This is a genomic window from Sphingomonas sp. jy18 (assembly GCF_056931895.1).
Genome location: NZ_JBXPBT010000003.1, coordinates 89,955 through 106,262, shown reverse-complemented (window position 1 = coordinate 106,262; position 16,308 = coordinate 89,955). Strand labels below are relative to the sequence as shown.

General features: G+C 66.5%; 12 protein-coding genes and 2 tRNA genes. 5 read left to right on the top strand and 9 right to left on the bottom strand.

Translation table 11 applies throughout. The annotated features are described in order from the left end of the window. Positions 1 to 4 precede the first annotated feature (4 nt). Both ettA and AC0QC4_RS08980 read right to left on the bottom strand, forming a co-directional pair. Positions 5 to 1,678, bottom strand: a complete 1,674-nt coding sequence (ettA, locus tag AC0QC4_RS08985) for an energy-dependent translational throttle protein EttA (RefSeq protein WP_483659520.1) — start codon at positions 1,676 to 1,678, stop codon at positions 5 to 7. A gap of 140 nt (positions 1,679 to 1,818) precedes the next feature. Then, positions 1,819 to 2,922: a WD40/YVTN/BNR-like repeat-containing protein gene (locus AC0QC4_RS08980; RefSeq protein ID WP_483659519.1), complete on the bottom strand. Its 1,104-nt coding sequence runs from the start codon at positions 2,920 to 2,922 to the stop codon at positions 1,819 to 1,821. A gap of 99 nt (positions 2,923 to 3,021) precedes the next feature. Here AC0QC4_RS08980 and AC0QC4_RS08975 point away from each other — a divergent pair, with 99 nt between their 5' ends. From AC0QC4_RS08975 to AC0QC4_RS08965, 3 genes are all read left to right on the top strand, one after another. Continuing rightward, positions 3,022 to 4,401, top strand: coding sequence for a M28 family peptidase (locus AC0QC4_RS08975; protein ID WP_483659517.1), 1,380 nt, complete (start codon positions 3,022 to 3,024; stop codon positions 4,399 to 4,401). Continuing rightward, positions 4,398 to 4,670, top strand: a complete 273-nt coding sequence (locus tag AC0QC4_RS08970) for a hypothetical protein (RefSeq protein WP_483659515.1) — start codon at positions 4,398 to 4,400, stop codon at positions 4,668 to 4,670. Before AC0QC4_RS08975 ends, AC0QC4_RS08970 begins: the two co-directional genes overlap by 4 nt. Positions 4,671 to 5,052: 382 nt before the next feature. Further along, positions 5,053 to 5,129 (top strand) — tRNA-Pro (locus AC0QC4_RS08965). A 40-nt stretch (positions 5,130 to 5,169) separates the two neighbouring features. Here the strand turns inward: AC0QC4_RS08965 and AC0QC4_RS08960 are convergent. The 4 genes from AC0QC4_RS08960 to AC0QC4_RS08945 form a co-directional block, all read right to left on the bottom strand. Continuing rightward, a complete protein-coding gene (locus AC0QC4_RS08960) occupies positions 5,170 to 6,039 on the bottom strand; it encodes an HpcH/HpaI aldolase/citrate lyase family protein (RefSeq protein ID WP_483659513.1) in 870 nt (289 codons plus the stop codon). Between the two features lie 29 nt (positions 6,040 to 6,068). Beyond that, positions 6,069 to 6,144, bottom strand: a tRNA-Ile gene (locus tag AC0QC4_RS08955). Between the two features lie 7 nt (positions 6,145 to 6,151). Beyond that, entirely contained in the window at positions 6,152 to 7,180 is a 1,029-nt protein-coding gene (locus tag AC0QC4_RS08950) for a polysaccharide deacetylase family protein (RefSeq protein WP_483659511.1), read from the bottom strand. A gap of 77 nt (positions 7,181 to 7,257) precedes the next feature. Then, positions 7,258 to 8,850, bottom strand: a complete 1,593-nt coding sequence (locus AC0QC4_RS08945; RefSeq protein WP_483659509.1) for a histidine kinase dimerization/phospho-acceptor domain-containing protein — start codon at positions 8,848 to 8,850, stop codon at positions 7,258 to 7,260. A 126-nt stretch (positions 8,851 to 8,976) separates the two neighbouring features. Here AC0QC4_RS08945 and AC0QC4_RS08940 point away from each other — a divergent pair, with 126 nt between their 5' ends. Continuing rightward, positions 8,977 to 9,453 (top strand): Lrp/AsnC family transcriptional regulator, encoded by a 477-nt coding sequence (locus AC0QC4_RS08940; protein ID WP_483659507.1) that lies wholly within the window; start codon positions 8,977 to 8,979, stop codon positions 9,451 to 9,453. Between the two features lie 69 nt (positions 9,454 to 9,522). On the opposite strand, the gene AC0QC4_RS08935 is transcribed toward AC0QC4_RS08940, so the two are convergent. Beyond that, complete coding sequence (locus tag AC0QC4_RS08935) at positions 9,523 to 11,040, bottom strand: hypothetical protein (protein WP_483659505.1); 1,518 nt, start codon at positions 11,038 to 11,040, stop codon at positions 9,523 to 9,525. A gap of 33 nt (positions 11,041 to 11,073) precedes the next feature. Here AC0QC4_RS08935 and AC0QC4_RS08930 point away from each other — a divergent pair, with 33 nt between their 5' ends. Further along, on the top strand, positions 11,074 to 13,452 hold the full coding sequence (locus AC0QC4_RS08930) for a coiled-coil domain-containing protein (RefSeq protein ID WP_483659503.1): 2,379 nt from the start codon (positions 11,074 to 11,076) through the stop codon (positions 13,450 to 13,452). A gap of 664 nt (positions 13,453 to 14,116) precedes the next feature. On the opposite strand, the gene AC0QC4_RS08925 is transcribed toward AC0QC4_RS08930, so the two are convergent. Both AC0QC4_RS08925 and AC0QC4_RS08920 read right to left on the bottom strand, forming a co-directional pair. Then, entirely contained in the window at positions 14,117 to 15,439 is a 1,323-nt protein-coding gene (locus tag AC0QC4_RS08925; protein ID WP_483659501.1) for a Xaa-Pro dipeptidase, read from the bottom strand. Between the two features lie 93 nt (positions 15,440 to 15,532). Further along, on the bottom strand, positions 15,533 to 16,255 hold the full coding sequence (locus tag AC0QC4_RS08920) for a sulfotransferase-like domain-containing protein (RefSeq protein WP_483659498.1): 723 nt from the start codon (positions 16,253 to 16,255) through the stop codon (positions 15,533 to 15,535). Positions 16,256 to 16,308 lie beyond the last annotated feature (53 nt).

Sequence of the window (16,308 nt, the reverse complement as noted above, 5' to 3'; positions counted from 1 at the left end):
GGTCTTATCGCGTCAGCCGCTTGTACGTCCCCCTGCCCGGCTTGAGCGCGTCGTCGCCGAGGCGGCGGACCTTGTCTTCCTCATAGCTCTGGAAATTGCCTTCGAACCATTCGACATGGCCGTCGCCTTCGAAGGCGAGGATGTGGGTGGCGAGGCGATCGAGGAAGAAGCGGTCGTGGCTGATGACCACGGCGCAGCCGGCGAAGCTTTCCAGCGCTTCTTCGAGTGCGGCCAGCGTTTCGGTGTCGAGATCGTTGGTCGGCTCGTCGAGCAGCAGCACATTGCCGCCTTCCTTGAGCATCTTGGCCATGTGGACGCGGTTGCGTTCACCGCCCGAGAGCAGGCCGACCTTCTTCTGCTGATCGCCGCCCTTGAAGTTGAACGCGCCGACATAGGCGCGGGTCTGCATCTCCTGCTTGCCGATGGTCATGAGTTCGTGCTTGCCCGAGATTTCTTCCCAGACATTGTTGTTGGGGTCGAGCGCGTCGCGGCTCTGGTCGACATAGCCCAGGCGCACGGTCGGGCCGATGTCGATGCTGCCGGTATCGGGCTGTTCCTTGCCGGTGATCAGCTTGAACAGCGTGGTCTTGCCCGCGCCATTGGGGCCGATGACGCCGACGATGCCGCCGGGCGGGATGGTGAAGCTGAGATTCTCGAACAATGTCTTGTCGCCATAGGATTTGGAGACATTGTTGACCTCGATCACCTTGCCGCCGAGGCGTTCAGGGATCTGGATGAGGATCTGCGCCTTGCCGATGGTGCGGTTTTCCTGGCTCGCGACCAGCTCGTCGAACGCGCGGATACGGGCCTTCGATTTGGCCTGGCGGGCCTTGGGCGACTGGCGGATCCACTCCAGCTCGTCCTTGATCGCCTTCTGGCGACCCGCATCTTCGCGCGATTCCTGTTCGAGGCGCTTGGCCTTCTTCTCGAGGTAGGTCGAGTAGTTGCCCTCGTACGGATAGTAGCGACCGCGATCGAGCTCGAGGATCCAGTTGACGACATTGTCGAGGAAGTAGCGGTCGTGGGTGATCATCAGCACGTTGCCGGGATAATCGACCAGATGCTTCTCCAGCCACGCGACGGACTCGGCATCGAGGTGGTTGGTCGGTTCGTCGAGCAGCAGGATGCTTGGCTTTTCGAGCAGCAGGCGGGTCAGCGCGATGCGGCGGCGCTCACCGCCCGACAGGTCGGTGACCGGCCAGTCGCCGGGCGGGCAGTTCAATGCTTCCATCGCGATTTCGAGCTGGTTGTCGAGCGTCCAGCCGTCGACCGCGTCGATCTTGTCCTGCAGCTCGGCCATTTCCGCGCCGAGCGCGTCGAAATCGGCGTCTTCCTCGGCCATTTCCATGCCGATCTGGTTGAAGCGTTCGACCATGTCGGCGACGGCACGGACGCCGTCCATGACATTTTCCTTGACGGTCTTGGTCGGGTCGAGCTCGGGCTCCTGTGCCAGATAGCCGACGGTGATCCCCTCACCTGCCCAGGCTTCTCCGGTGAATTCGGTATCCATGCCGGCCATGATCTTCATCAGCGTCGACTTGCCGACGCCGTTGGGGCCGACGATGCCGATCTTGGCATCCGGGTAGAATTGCAGGTTGATGTTGCTGAGCACCGGCTTGGGCGCGCCGGGGAAAGTCTTGGTCATGTTCTTCATGACGAAGCTGTATTGGGCGGCCATGGTCATCCTTTCGGCGTAGATCGGGAGAAGCGCGCGGGGCGCGCTCGAAGGTTGGCGGAGCCGTTAGCCGAGGGGCACGGGCAAGGCAACGGGCGCGGATGCACGCGCCATGGGTCGACGCGGCCGGATGCGGGCGAGCGCTAGCCGGCGATGTCGAGCCGGTGCACGTCGATGCCGATGGCAAACACCCGCGTGACGCCGCCCGAGCGGACCACGCGGATCTTGTTGACCGCGCGGCCGATGGCTGCCGGCTGCCAGCTCTGCCCGCCATCCAGCGTTTCGAACCCGCCGGCGACGCTGCCGACCCAGCCGCGGTTCTCATCGAGGAAGCCGATGCCGAATTCGCGGATGTCGGCGCCCTCGGCGAGCGGCAATTCCTGCCAGCTGCGACCGCCGTCGACCGTCTTGACGATCACCCGGCGCGGGTTGGCGGGATCGTAGCTCTGGACGGTGGCATAGCCGATGGTGGCGCTGGGCCAGGCCATCTTCCAGATATTCTCGAGCGGGCGGCCGGACTGGTAGACCATCGTCCAGGTTGCGCCGCCGTCTTCGGTGGCGAGGATGGCGGCTTGCGCCTGCTGAATGTCGGGCGAGGTCGCCGCGGCGATGAAGCCGCGCTGTTCGTCGAGGAACTTGATGTCGAGGATCATGCCGATGCGGTCGGAAAGATCGGTGAGCGCCCAGCTTTCCCCGCCGTCGCTCGACGACAGCACCATGGCATTGCCGCCGACCCGGCCGGCGGCGTGGATGACGTGGCCGGTGCGCAGCTCGCCCTGATAGATGCGGCGGACCGGCAGGATATCAATCGCGCAGACGCCCTTCATCCGCTCGATGCCCGCAACCCGGACCGGCTGCCAGGTCACGCCGCCATCGTTGGTGCGGTAGAGCGGGTTGGTGTCGGTGACGCCGGGATAATAGTCGGTGCCGACATTGCCGATATAGCCATGATCGGCATCGACGAAGCCGACCGCGCGGACGAATGTGCCCGGCTGGTCGTGGACCAGCGTCCAGCTCTCCCCGCCGTCGGTCGTGCGGTAGAGTTTGCCGGCGCCGTTGCCGTACCAGCCGACATCGGGCGATACGAAGCTGATATCGTCCTGCTTGCCGCGATAAGGCTCGGTCGGCAGCTTGCGCCAACCCGGCGCCGCCTGCGCGCGCGCGGCGGAGGGCAGCAGGGTCGTGGCGGCGGCGCCGGCGGCCAGAAAAGTGAAGGTGCGGCGGTCGATCTGGCTGGTGGTGGGCATGGTCGCGGACAGTCCGGTCTTGGGGGGAGATCGGTGCGCATCTGTTTCGAAAAACAGCGCAATTGGCAAGAGCATCGAACGACGATAGGAGCTTGCCGCATGATCAAATCGCCATGGACGCTGCCCGCCGCAGCCATCGCCCTTGCCCTCACTGCTCCGGCCTTTGCCCAGGATGCGGCGGCGCTTGCCCAGGCCCGCGATGCTGCGCTCGCCGATACGGTGGCGCTGGATTTCGTCGAGGATCTGACCACCGAGGTCGGTCCGCGCCAGGGCGGCACCGAGGCCGAGGCGCGGGCACGCGACTGGGCGGTGGCGCGGCTCCGCGCGATGGGCTTTGCCAATGTCCGCGCCGAGCCGTTCATGATGCCGACCTGGGTGCGCGGCGAGGAGCGGGCGAGCATCATCGCCCCCTATCGACAGCCGCTGGCGATCACCGCGCTCGGCAACAGCGGCGCCACGCCCGCGGCCGGCATGGAGGGCGAGGTGGTCGGCTTCCGCAGCCTCGCCGAGTTCGACGCGGCGCCGGACAGCGCCATCCGCGGCAAGATCGTCTACATCGGCCATGCCATGCGCGCGACACAGGATGGATCGAGCTATGGCGCATTCGGTCCGGTGCGGTTCAACGGGCCCGACCGGGCCGCGCGGCGGGGCGCGGCGGCGATCGTCATCCGGTCGGTCGGCACCGACAGCCATCGCAATCCGCACACCGGCAACACCAATTTCGGTGAAGGCGTGACGCCGATTCCGTCGGGCGCCATCTCCAACCCGGATGCCGACAATCTCGAACGCATGCTCGACCGCGCGACAAGCCCGGTGCGGATGCGCCTGCTGCTGACGCCGCGCAACATCGGCCAGCAGCCGTCGGGCAATGTCATCGCCGAGATTCCCGGCAGCGATCCGTCCGCCGGGGTGGTGGTCGCCGCCTGCCACCTCGATAGCTGGGATCTGGGCACCGGCGCGATCGACGATGGCGCGGGTTGCGCGATCATCGCGGCTGCCGCCAAGCGGGTCGAGGCGATGGGCCAGCCGCGCCGTACCATCCGCCTGCTGATGGCGGGTGCCGAAGAGGTCGGCGTGTGGGGCGGCCGCGCCTATGGCGAGGCGCACGGCGCGGAGCATCATGCAGCGGCGCTCGAATCCGATTTCGGGGCCGGACGCATCTGGCGCGTGGATTTCCGCTTGCCCGGGGCGGCCAGCGCGCTTTCTGACCGCATTGCCACCGCACTGGCGCCGATCGGCATCGCCCGCGGGCGGGAAGCGGCGAGCGGCGGCGCGGACGTCGGCGCGCTCGCCCGGCTGGGCGTGCCGCTGATCGACCTGCAGCAGGACGGCAGTGACTATTTCAACCTGCACCACACGCCCGACGATACGTTCGACAAGATCGTGCCCGCCGATCTTGCCCAGAATGTCGCGGCATGGACGGTGACACTGGCGTTGCTGGCCAACGCGCCCGAAACGCTGGACCGCGAGGCGCAATGAAGCGCGTCGTCCTCGCGGCGGCGTTGCTGGCGGTTGCAGCCTGCTCGGGGCAGCCTGACGAGGCCGAGGTCGCCGATCCTTCCAAGCTGAGCGAGGATCTGGAGGCGCGCGCCAAGGAGATCGAGGCGCGCGCCGATGAGGCAGTGCGCGAGGTCGAGACTGAGGCAGAAGAAGAGATAACCGCAGCGGCCGAAGCCGAAGACGCCGAAGACGGCGAAGACGGCGAAGACGGCGAAGACGGCGATGAGGCGGCGCAAGCTGCGCGCTAGTCATCCGCAAGCGAGATTCGCTGCGTTGACGTGATCCCCTCTCGTCGCCCCGTGCTTGACACGGGGCAAGGCTTTCTCTGGCGCCGTTGCCGAGGAAGCCAAGCCCCGCATCACGTGCGGGGCGACGGTGGTTGTGATGCGTTTTTCAGGTCCAGGGGCCTAGGCGCGATGGCCTATGTTTGGAAGAGCTGTGGCACTCCCTCGAAAGCAGGTATCCGGCTGCGGGAAAAGTACCGCGCCAACCGCCCCTGGATTCCCGCTTACGCGGGAATGACAATGTGGTTGGATCGATGAGCCGTCATCCGACACATCACGCTCCAAGCTGCCGGTGCATGAACTTCCGATTGCAACCGCCGGCCACTGCTCCTAAGGCCCGCTGCGTCGGGGAGTAGCGCAGCCTGGTAGCGCATCTGTTTTGGGAACAGAGGGTCGCAGGTTCGAATCCTGTCTCCCCGACCATCCTTGCATCGTCCGAAGAGCAGACCGCCGGCCCGGGCCGTCAGCCGGCGAAGGCGCGTGCCCGGGCGAGCAGCCGTTCGGCCTGCACCAGATGCGGGCGATCGACCATTTTGCCGTCGATGCCGACGGTGCCGACATTGCCCGCGGTTTCGAACGCCGCGACGATGCGGTGCGCGAAGGCGACCTCGGCCTCGGTCGGCAGGAAGGCTGCATTGATGATCGGGACCTGCGCCGGGTGGATGGCGAGGCGGCCGGTGAAGCCCTCGGCGCGGGCGCGTTCGCTGGAGTCGCGCAGGCCGGCGTCATCGCGGAAATCGGCGTGTAGCGTGTCGATGGCCTGGACGCCGGCAGCGTGCGCGGCGAACAGCGCCAGGGTGCGTGCATGGAAAAAGGCGTCATGAAAGCGGCCATCGGCGTGGCGGTTGCCGGTGGCGCCGATCGCCGTGGCGAGATCTTCCGCGCCCCAGCTGATCGCCGAGAGCCGTGCCGGGCGCCGATCGGCAAAACCCGCCAGCCTGAAGACGGCACGCGGCGTTTCCGTGGCGATAGCGTGGATGGCAATGGCGCTGTTGCCGCCGGCGGCATCGATCATCGCGGCAAGGCGCTCGACATCCTCGGGCCCTTCGGCCTTGGGCAGCACGAGCCCGGCGGGGCGGCAGCCGACGATGCTGGCGACATCCTCTGCCGCATAAGCGCCGTCGAGCGGATTGATGCGTACCCAGAGCGCCGGGCCATCCGCCGGTGCTGCGCCGAGAAAGGCCGCGGTGAGATCGCGGGCGGCAGCCTTGTTGGCAGGCGCGACCGAATCCTCGAGATCGATGATGACGGCATCGGCGCCGCAGGCTGCGATCTTGCCCAGCTTCTTCTCGCTGTCGCCCGGAATGAACAGCCAGCTGCGCGGTTCGATCATGCTCGGGCCTTTCGTGCGACAGGCGACCGTGGTGGGCCCGGCAGGACTCGAACCCGCAACCTAGCCGTTATGAGCGGCCAGCTCTAACCATTGAGCTACAGGCCCCGCCCGGTCAGGCGGCTGCCCTAGCGGAGCGAGCGGGCGATTGGCAAGCAGCCGCGTCATCGTGCCGCTGGCGTGTCGCCGCGATGATGGTGTCGACATCGACCGGCCGGATACCCCGCCGCGCGCAATGATCGAAGACGATGTCGAACCAGCGATAGAAACCGTCGAGATCCGCCTGGCTGCGGACATAGGGGGTGTGCCCGACCGCCAGAGAGGGCGAATGGAAGCTCATCGTCAGCAAAGGCAAGCCGAGCGAGAGGGCGACATCGATGGCATCACACGCCTTGCGGGCCGGCACGCCTTCGGGTGTCAGCGGCACCCGCTCCATCCAGCCGGCGTGGGACAGGAAGGAGCGGAAACTCGGCAGCTGATCGAGCCTGGGATAGGTGGCGCGCGCTATGCGGCGCAGCCGGCCGGTGAACATGGTGGTCAAGGGGATCTGGACGATTGCGTTGCCGGGGCCGCAGCGCCGCGGGAAGCTGCCGTCGCGGCGGAAATCGGGGCCGCCATCGCTGCGATAGTCGAAATGGCTGCGGACCGAGCTGTCGATCGCAAACCCTTCTTCCGCCAGCAGTTCCAGCGTGTTCGGCCCGATGCCGTAGCGCCCTGCGCGATAGCAGACCGGCGCATGGCCAGTCCGCTCGGCAATGGCGGCGCGGATATGCCGGAGCTTTGCCTGTTCGACGCTGCGCGGCAGGTTGCCGACATAGGAATTATGGCGGTTGACCGCCTCGACGAACGGCGGCGTGACCCAGGGGTGGAGGTGGGCACCGACATCCCCCTGCCCAGTCGTCAGCACCGTACCCAGAAAATCGGCTGCCGCATCATCGTCGATGACCGGCTGGTCGACATAATAGAGGGGCTTGACCCCGGCCTGTTCGAAATAGCGCTGGCCGGTGATCAGCGCCCGGGTCGCTTGCGTCGACGTGCTACGCCGGTCGAGATCCGCTGCCCAGTCGAATTCCTCTTCGGTATCGACCGTTACCGAGAAGCGGGTGCCGAACGTGTCGGGAAAGGCGATGGTCGATTGTGTCACGCTGTGCCGCTCAAATCATGTCCCCGTCCTGCCCCGGGCCCGGCACTCGCGGGCAACGGCAGGCACGCCTGATGCGACTAGACCGCCGCCTCCGCCGCCTGTCTTGCCACCGCCATGTTTAAACTTGCTGAATCGCCGACAAATTCAAGTGTCATGTCATGACATTGCGCGAGCTGCATGGCCAGCGACCGGTTGGCGGTTCTGCTCGCGTCGTACGCCCGCTCTCCATCGGCGGCGTCGACCCGCATTTCCAGGGTGCAACGGCCGGGGTCTGCCTGGGCCGCCAGCCGCAGCCGCAGCGGCGCCTCGTCATCGCCGCGCAGGGCCCGGGCGATCTGGTCGAGCAGCAGCATGCACTGGGATTGCTCCATCGGCAGCAGCAGATTGGGGTCGAACGGATCGAGCCACACCTCGGGATGGCGCGACGCGAACGCTTCCATCACCGACAGCGCCGGGGTGATCGCGTCGACGGCGGTGTACGTCCCGCTTTCCAGCTCCGCGGCGAGCGCCAGATCCTCTATCCCCCGGGCGAGTTGCTGTGTGTCGCGCAGGATGACCTGGTTGAGGCGATGATAGGGCGTGGGGACCGGACCGAAATATTGCCCGTCGATGAGTTGCGCGAAACCGGACATCGCGTTGAGCGGGGAGCGCAGCTCATGCAGCATCTGGCGGACAGTGTCCGACCGCTCCGACGAGCGCAGGTCCGGCGTCAGGCTGGTATGGGGGTCGGCCAGCGACAGGGTGCCGGCATAGCCGGTGAACCGCCCGCTCAGTCGATCGAACACCGGCTGCGCGTCGATGGCCCAGACGCCGCTCCACGGGCTGCCGGCGCTGACGCCGAGCCGCCCCTGACGGATGTGGCTGCGCTTGGCAAAGGCGCGCGCGACGCCCGCGTCGACACCGGCGCTGCCCGGTTCGGCGACATGCGCCAGCGACATGCCGACGAAGGCCGCGCGCGGGACGCCGTCGATGGCCCGGACAAGTCCATCACCATCGGTGACGAACTGGATGGCCATTGCATCGTCATGCGCCAAGGCGGCAACCGGTGCGTCTTCGACCGGGCGACGGCTGCGCCAGCTTTCGATGCGCTGGACGAGTCGGGCGATCTCGCTGCCATTTGCGATTGGCGGATCGGCGGGCGGCGGGGGCTGTGCTGGCGATGGCGCGGCAATGTCTGCCGCCTGACCGGTGGCCGGGATCGGTTGGGCGGCGGAGCCGATGGCAAAGTCCGTGCGGCCCATCCGGGCGAGCAGATTTCCAAGCAGCGGCGAGATGTCGCTACGCTGCCGCAGGCGGCTGCGCGCCAGCGGCCCGATGTCGGCCACAATCTCTGTCCAGTCCTGATCGGAGAGCGTGACGCGATCGAAGAATGCAGTGACGACCGGCGCCGGTTCCGAGGCGAGCAGCACGGCCAAGGGCGCGAAACGGCACCGGCCGGCGATGGCGCGCGCCGAGGCAGCGCGCGCCGCGATCGAGACATCGGCACGCAGCAGAGACAGGGCGGCAAGCCCGCGTGCGGCAACGGCAGGCGGCATCGCTGCACCATCCTGCGCCAGCAGATCGGCGATCTGCATCCAAGTGGCGGCCGATCCGGTTCCAGGCGCACCATTGCGGCCGAGAATGGTCGCCAGCCGGTCGTCGAAGCGCAAGGAGGATCCGCCTGTTTCCATGGCGCAGCGTTATCGTGAATCGGGGATTTAGGATAGCGCCGCAATCGCCGCGTCACACTATGGGACAATTGCATCGCGCGGAAATATTATTATGATCGGTGCGGCGATCAGGACCGGAAATTAGCAATGACAGCAAGCAAATTCGACGACATCGATGTGGCGATCCTGCGCGAGTTGCAGTCCGATGGCCGCATGACCAACGTCGAGCTGGCGCAGCGCGTGGGGCTGACCGCCCCGCCCTGCCTGCGCCGGGTCCGCGCGCTGGAGGAAGCGGGGGTCATCCGCAGCTATCATGCCGCGCTCGATGCGGCCGAGCTCGGGTTCAGCATCACTGTATTCGCCATGGTCAGCCTGCGCAGCCAGGCCGAGAGCGATCTCGAAGCGTTCGAAGCGCATGTCGCCGGACTCGATGAAGTGCGCGAATGCTATATGCTCAACGGCGAGATCGACTTCATCCTGAAGATCGTGGCGCGCGATCTGCAGAGCTTCCAGCGATTCCTCACGTCGCGCCTCACTTCCGCGCCGAACGTCTCCAGCGTGAAGACCTCGCTCACCATCCGCCAGTCGAAGCATGTCGTCGGCGTGCCGGTGACCGGTTTTTGATCCACCAGTGAAAAATCGCGCCGGGGCGGGCAACGCCCCGGCGCGATTCATGAACGTCCCGCAGATAGCTTAGCTGGCGGTCGGTGCCGGCGCAGCAGCGGGTGCAGCGGCTGCGGGGGCCGGGCTCTGTGCCTGGATGTACGCGGCCCACAGCTTGGCCAGCGGTGCCCGAACGCCTTGTACTTGCGCGAGCGCTTCGAGCGCGCCTGCTATATTGCCTTGCCGCAATCGCGCCTGTCCGAGTCGTAGGTTGATAAGGTCAGCGTCTGCGTCCGGCTTGGCCAGCGCGACCATCAACAGCTCTTCAGCTTTTGCAAAGTTGCCGTAGGTGTAGTAGCTGTGAGCAACACGGCTAGCGAGCCGCGACCCCGGATTGGTTCTGGCGCGCGCCTCGGATGTACCGAGGGAGGTTCGATCCTCTCCGATATTGTCACGAGCATTCTGTTCTATTTCGCAAAAATTGCGATCATTACCGCATAATGTGGCATCAGTTGCGGCGCCCGTGGGCGCGGCCGAAATCAAGTTGGCAGAGCGACCGGCCTCGATTGCCGCAAGCGCCTCGTTGGGCAATGCTTCCTGTGCCAGGCTCGAGACATATTCGACATAGAATCGACGCTCATTCATTGCCCCAGCCAGCGCCATCAGGCGAAGCGTATCGATGCTGATGCCGCGTTGCACATCTTCCTCGATAGTGGCCGGAAGGTTGTTCAGAAAGATGAGAGCGTTGTTGCGCAAATTTGCGGCAGTTGGATAAGCCTGGTACCGGAGCGTCAACCACTCCAGCACCTCGGCGTCGCGCCCAGCTTCCTGAAATCCTGCTGCAAGCTGGGTATAGATAAGTTCCGGGACCCTACCGTTGGTCGCCTGCGCGGCCGCGATGATGGCGCGAGCATCCGCGACGGCGGCATCAAGCTGACCTGACCGGACTTGGGCATCGACAGCGATGATCTTTATGTTGTCGTCTGTCGATCCCAGTTCCAGCGCGCGCTTTGCCCGAGTGGCGGCAACACCATATTGTTCTTCGCCGTATGCCAGTTGTGCGGCCACGGCATAAATGGTTCGCTGTTCGGTAGGGGTAATGCCATTGGAGTCTATCATGGCGGTCGCGGCTGCGGCGCGACGCGACGTGTTGTTTAGACCGGTCGCAATCAAATAATCAGCGCGGGCAACGAGATACTTTTCGTAGGGACTGACTGCTATTGCCTGCACAGGTGCAAGCAGAGGGTCGGCTGCCGCCCAAGCCGAGGCCGAAAGCTGCGCCTGCAACGGCTGGTAAGCTGTAGCAAATTCGCGGCTGACGGGCGGTGTCGCCGGCTGTTCGGCCTGCTGCTCGCGATCGCGGTTCCGGCGCTGTGCGTCTGCTGAAGTGGCTGCGAGCGCCAGAACGGACAGCGACCCGGCGGCCAAAGCCAAATGCGCGAAACTTCTCATGATAACCGTAAACTCCTTCCACGCGGGGCGCACCCGCCTCTCCTCTGGCACCGCCATACCCTTGCCGAGCGGGCGATGCCAGCCTTTCGGCGGCCTTTGGCGGTCGGGGGCTGAATGGCGATTGAACCGGACACGCAGCCGCAATTCAGGCGGCATGGATTTGCGCGCTTTCCATGATATGCTCCGCTTATGGTTAAGCAACGCAAGATCGTGGGTATCTGGCCCGAGCAATCGTCCGAAAGCCCTGACGCGCAGGATGCGCCGCTGGAGTTGACCGCGGCATCGATACTGCCCGAGCCCGACAATGGCGCCGAGGCGCGAACGCCTGCCCCGCAACCCGTGGTCGATCCGCGCGACTGGGTGCGCGGGGGCGGGATGACCGAGGACGGGCCGGTGGCAGGGAGGCGCGGCCGCACGGTGCCCTGGCTTGCCGGATTGCTGGCGATGCTTGGCCTCGCATGGCTGTTCGCGGTGGCCTGGGTGATGAGCGGGCGCGGAGCGGCGTTGCCCGATGCGGCCACCGCTGTGCAGTGGACGGCCGTTGCCGCCATGCCGCTGGCCTTGCTGCTGCTGGTCTGGCTCGCCATCGAAAGGGGCAGCAGCCGCTCGGTCGCCCGCCATCTGCAGTTGCTTGGCGCGTTGCGCGAGGAGCAGGATCGGCTGGGTGCGCGGTTGCAGGCGGTCGATGCGCAATGGCGATCCGCCCAGCAGCTGCTCGACGTGCGCGCAGCGTCGACCGGGGCGGCGGTGTCGGCCAATGCCGAGGCCATCGAAGCCGCCGCGATGCGGCTCGACGGCGGGCTGCGCGAAACGGTGGGCACGGCGGCGCAGCTGCTCGCCCAGGTCGAGCAGGCCACCCGGCAATTCGACGGGCTGACGGTTGCGCTGCCCAAGTCCGAGGATGTTGCGCGCCGCATCGCCGAGACGCTGCAGGGCGCAGCGCATTCGGCCTATCAGCAAGGCGGGCGGCTCGAAGAACAGCTCGCCGCCGTGCGCCAGGAACTGGGCGACGTCGAGCGGCGGGCGGATGAGGCGCTGGCTGCCGTCGCTGCGCGCCTCGCCGAGGTGACGGGCAGCGGATCGGCGGCCGAAGAAAGCTCGCGCAAGGCCGTGGCAGAGCTATCCAAGGCGATCGACGATCAGCGCGTTGCGGCGCTGGCGATGCTGGCCGATCTCGCCGCGAGCATCGAGACGTCGACCGCCTCGGTGGAGGCACGGCTGACCGACGCGCGCACGCTGGTCGACCAGGCGGGCCAGGCGCAGCTCGGCGCGCTGGAAAAGCGCATAGCGGGTGCCAGCACGCAGGCAGCAGCGCTCGAGGCGGTCATCGACCGGGCGACGCTAGGCAGCGGATCGCTGGGCGCGGCCCTGGGCGAGCAATTGGGGTCTGTCGAGACGCGGCTTGCAAGCTTTGCCAGCGATGCCGAAGCGCGTTTGGCAGCCGTATCGGGAAGCATTGAGCAGACGACGCGCAGCCTCGACGGCCTGACCGCCGCCGGAGAGCGCAACGGCGAGACGCTGGCTGCCATCCGCGAGCGGATCGACGCCGCGCGCGGCCAGTTCGAGGCGATGGAGACCCAGTTCCAGGCGGCATTGCCGCAGGCGTTGACCGATCTCGACGAGCGCGTGGCGGCGGTGCGCGGCCGGGTCGACGCGCTGCCGGCGCTGGTCGAACAGGGGGCCGCAGGCGCGGCGACGCTGCTGGCGCAGATCGGCGAGGCCGAGCAGTTGCTCGACCAGCAGGCGCGGCAGCTCGCGGCACTGAGCGCGGCCGGCGAAGGCCAGTTGCAGGCACAGGGCAGCCGCATTGCCGAGCTGGGCGCGGCCATGGACGCGGTGGCGGCATCGATTGCCGCGGTCAAGGAGTCCGCCCTGCCCGCCCTCGCCGCCGCCGTCGACACGCAGGCTGCGGCTGCCGGCCAGACCGTTGCGGCGGTCGAGGCGCGCATCGCCGATGCGGCGGCCACCGTCGGCCAGCAGAGCGAGCGCATCATCGCCGCTGCCATCGACAAGGCGCTGGGCGACACTACCGCCGAGCGACTGGCGGCACTGACCGAGCGCGCCGGGCAGGCGACGGCCGCAGCGGAGAACGCCTCCGACCGGATTGCCCGGCAATTGGCCGCTATCGGCGACAGCAGCAACGCGGTGGAGGCGCGGGCCGCGGCCTTTGCCGAGACTATCAACCGTCGCAACGGCGAGAGCCTGGCGCGACAGATGACGCTGGCGAGCGAGGCGCTGCACTCGCTATCGGTCGATCTGGCCCGGGTGCTCGATAGCGAGATTGCAGACCATGCCTGGCAGGCGTGGTTCAAGGGGGATCGGAGCGTGTTCGCGCGGCGGACGGTGCGCCTGCTGACCAATGCCGAGGCGCGCGAGGTGCATCGGCGCTATGACAGCGACGAGGCCTTCCGTGGCCTCGTCAATCGCTACATCCACGATTTCGAGGCAATGCTGCGCCGTCTGGTCGACGCGCCCGAAGGCGACGCGTTGACGGTGACCTTGCTGTCTTCCGATATCGGGAAGATCTATGTCGCGCTGGCGCAGGCGATAGAGCGGTTGCGGAATTAGGTCGTAAACTCATAAAATGCACGTTCGAGGCGGTGAAATGGCGGAGCCGAAGGCCAGCGTAGCTGAACATATCGGGTTCAGGTGGCCGCCGCGGGTGGTGGTTCCACCTGCAAGGCCGCGTGGGCCCGAGATCGAAGCCATTTCGCCGCCCCGAAGGGGTTCGACCCATTTTGTCCATGGCTGCGTCGGCAAGTCTTCAAATATCGACATATTCCTTCGCCTTGCCTCCTTGCCCTGAACAAAATGGCCTCGAACCTCGAACGCGCATTTTATGAGTTTACGACCTAGAGCGTGATGACGTTAGTTTGACCCACCGTGATTGCCCTGTGCCGCTCGTCGGCAAGGAACGGCGCGCTGCGCGGGCCGGTTGCCCGTGCAAGCGACGTGACGCAGTCCGGCGGGCGGCTCAGGGCAACCCCAAAGGGGCGGGCGGCTTTTGGCGCAAGGCGGCGTTGCTCGTCAGTCGCGGGGGCAAAGCCCCGCTCCGTTCCTCGCGCCTTGCCTTGCACCAAAATCCACTCCGTCACGGTGGGTCAAACTAACGTCATCACGCTCTAAGGCGGCGGATTGCCCGCAGCCCTGAGCTTGTCGAAGGGCGTTTCGCAGTGTCGAGAAACGCCCTTCGACAAGCTCAGGGCTACGGGTATTTCTGCAATCGGGCCGCTTACCGCCGCATTGCCGGATCGCGCTCCACCTGCACCCCGCCTTTGATCACGGCATCGACGCTTTCGAGTTCGCGCACATTGCTGAGCGGATCGCCGTCGACCGCGATGATGTCCGCGTAGCGGCCGACGGCGATTACACCGACATCGGCTTCACGCCCAAGCGCCTGCGCGGCGTTGACGGTGGCGGCCTGGATCGCCTGCAGCGGGGTCATGCCATATTCGACCATGACGCGGAATTGCCCGCCGGCCGAGGCATGGGGCATCACGCCAGCGTCCGATCCGAACACCATGCGCACACCGGCGGCGTGGGCCGCGCGGAAATTGTCGCGCTGGATCTGCGCGACTTCGCGGTCCTTGCGCAGATTGTCTTCCATCACGCCGTTTCGCGCGCCTTCGGCCTGCGTGTAATCGGTGTTGAAAATGTCCATCGAGAACCAGACAGGGCGTTCGCGGCGCGCCGCAGCGCGGATGCCCTCCGCATCGACCAGGCTGGCATGTTCGATGGTGTCGATGCCCGCGGCGATGGCCGCATGGATGCCGTCGGCGCCGTGCGCATGTGCGGCGACACGCATGCCCCACATATGCGCCTCATCGGCAATCGCGCGCAGTTCCTCCTCACGCAATTGCTGCTGGCCGGGTTCGGTGTTGCGGCTGAACACGCCGCCGGTGGCGCAGACCTTGATCACCTCTGCCCCCATGCGGCGCATTTCGCGCACCCGCGTGCGCAACTGGTCGGGGCCGTTGCCGATGCTGGGCGGCGGCGAATAGAGCGAGGGCGGCAGGAAGGTCTCGTCGCAATGGCCACCGGTGGCGCCGAGCGCATAGGCTGCGGGAACGATGCGCGGGCCAATGGCATAGCCGGCGTCGATCGCCTGCTCGAGCCCGACGTCGTTGAGATCGTCTGAACCGACGTTGCGGACGGTGGTGAAACCGGCGTCGAGCATGGCGCGGGCGTTGCGCGCGGCGATGAAGGCCCAGAAACGGTCGGTATATTGCAGGCCGCTGTAGCCGCCGATCTCCGGCACGCCATCGAGATGGACGTGCATGTCGATGAGGCCGGGCAAAAGTGTGCGCTCGCCCAGATCGATGTGGGTGACGTCGCTGCTCCAGCGGACGGTGCGGGCATCGGCGATTGAGGTGATGCGGCCATCGTCGCCGACAAAAATCGCCGGATAGTCGACGACGCGCCCGGTCTGGACATCGACCATATGCGCCGCCGTGATAACCGTCTCGGCGGCGGCGGGCACAGAGCCGAGACTGGCGAAGGCGAGCGCAGCCAGCGAGGCGGCGCGCAAATTTGCAAGATTTATCCGAGAACCCATTGCCCTACCCCGATGCAGATCGCGCCCCTGGCGCATGCTTCAGACCGAGCGTGGCAGGGGATCCCGTTCATATCAAGCACTTCGGCCAGCGGCCTACAAAGTGAATTGACGGAGATAGTCATAATGGGGCTGGCATTCGCCAAGGATCGGCAGGGCTTCCTGTGGGAGATCGACCGGCTTTTCCTCTGGCGCATCGAAGCCGGTCGAGGCGGTAACGCGGTTGTACCAGTGGCTGGCCCAGATACCGTCGGTGGTGCGAGGCCCGGTGGCCCAGCGCAGCATAGCGGGATCCCAGGCGATGCCGAGTGCGGTGCAGAGGCGTGACAGGGTGCCGGCCGGGTCGCTCAGCACATCTCCGCTGTCGATCACCGGCGGGGCATGGCCGAGGCGGTCGGCCTGACGGTCGAAGAATGCGCGCTGGGTGCGCAGGCCGAGCTCGTCGGCGGCAACCAGTTCGCGCTTGGCGAGATAGCTGGCGATCATGCGCGCCGGATCGCGGATCAGGAAGGCGTGGGTGACGCCCGCCAGATCGTCGGGCTGGACGGGGCCGACCATATGGTGGGTCATATGCTTCTGGTACCAGATCGCCTGCCCCTGCGGCGGGTCCCCGGCGAGGGTGGCGGCAACGCTCGACCAGTCGCAGTCCATGTCGGCGATGACCTCTGCCGCCATCGGATGCGGCGCGCCGCTGTCCTTGAGGAAGGCGCCGTAGAAGGGCTCGTCGCTGACGAAAGTGTCGGCGCGGGCACCGAAGCTGCGCATCATCGCGGTGGAGATGTTGCGCGGGCCGGACCACATGGCGATGCGGACGGTCATGGGCGAGTTATTCTTAACGACGTCATTGCGAGCGCAGCGAAGCAATCGAGGGG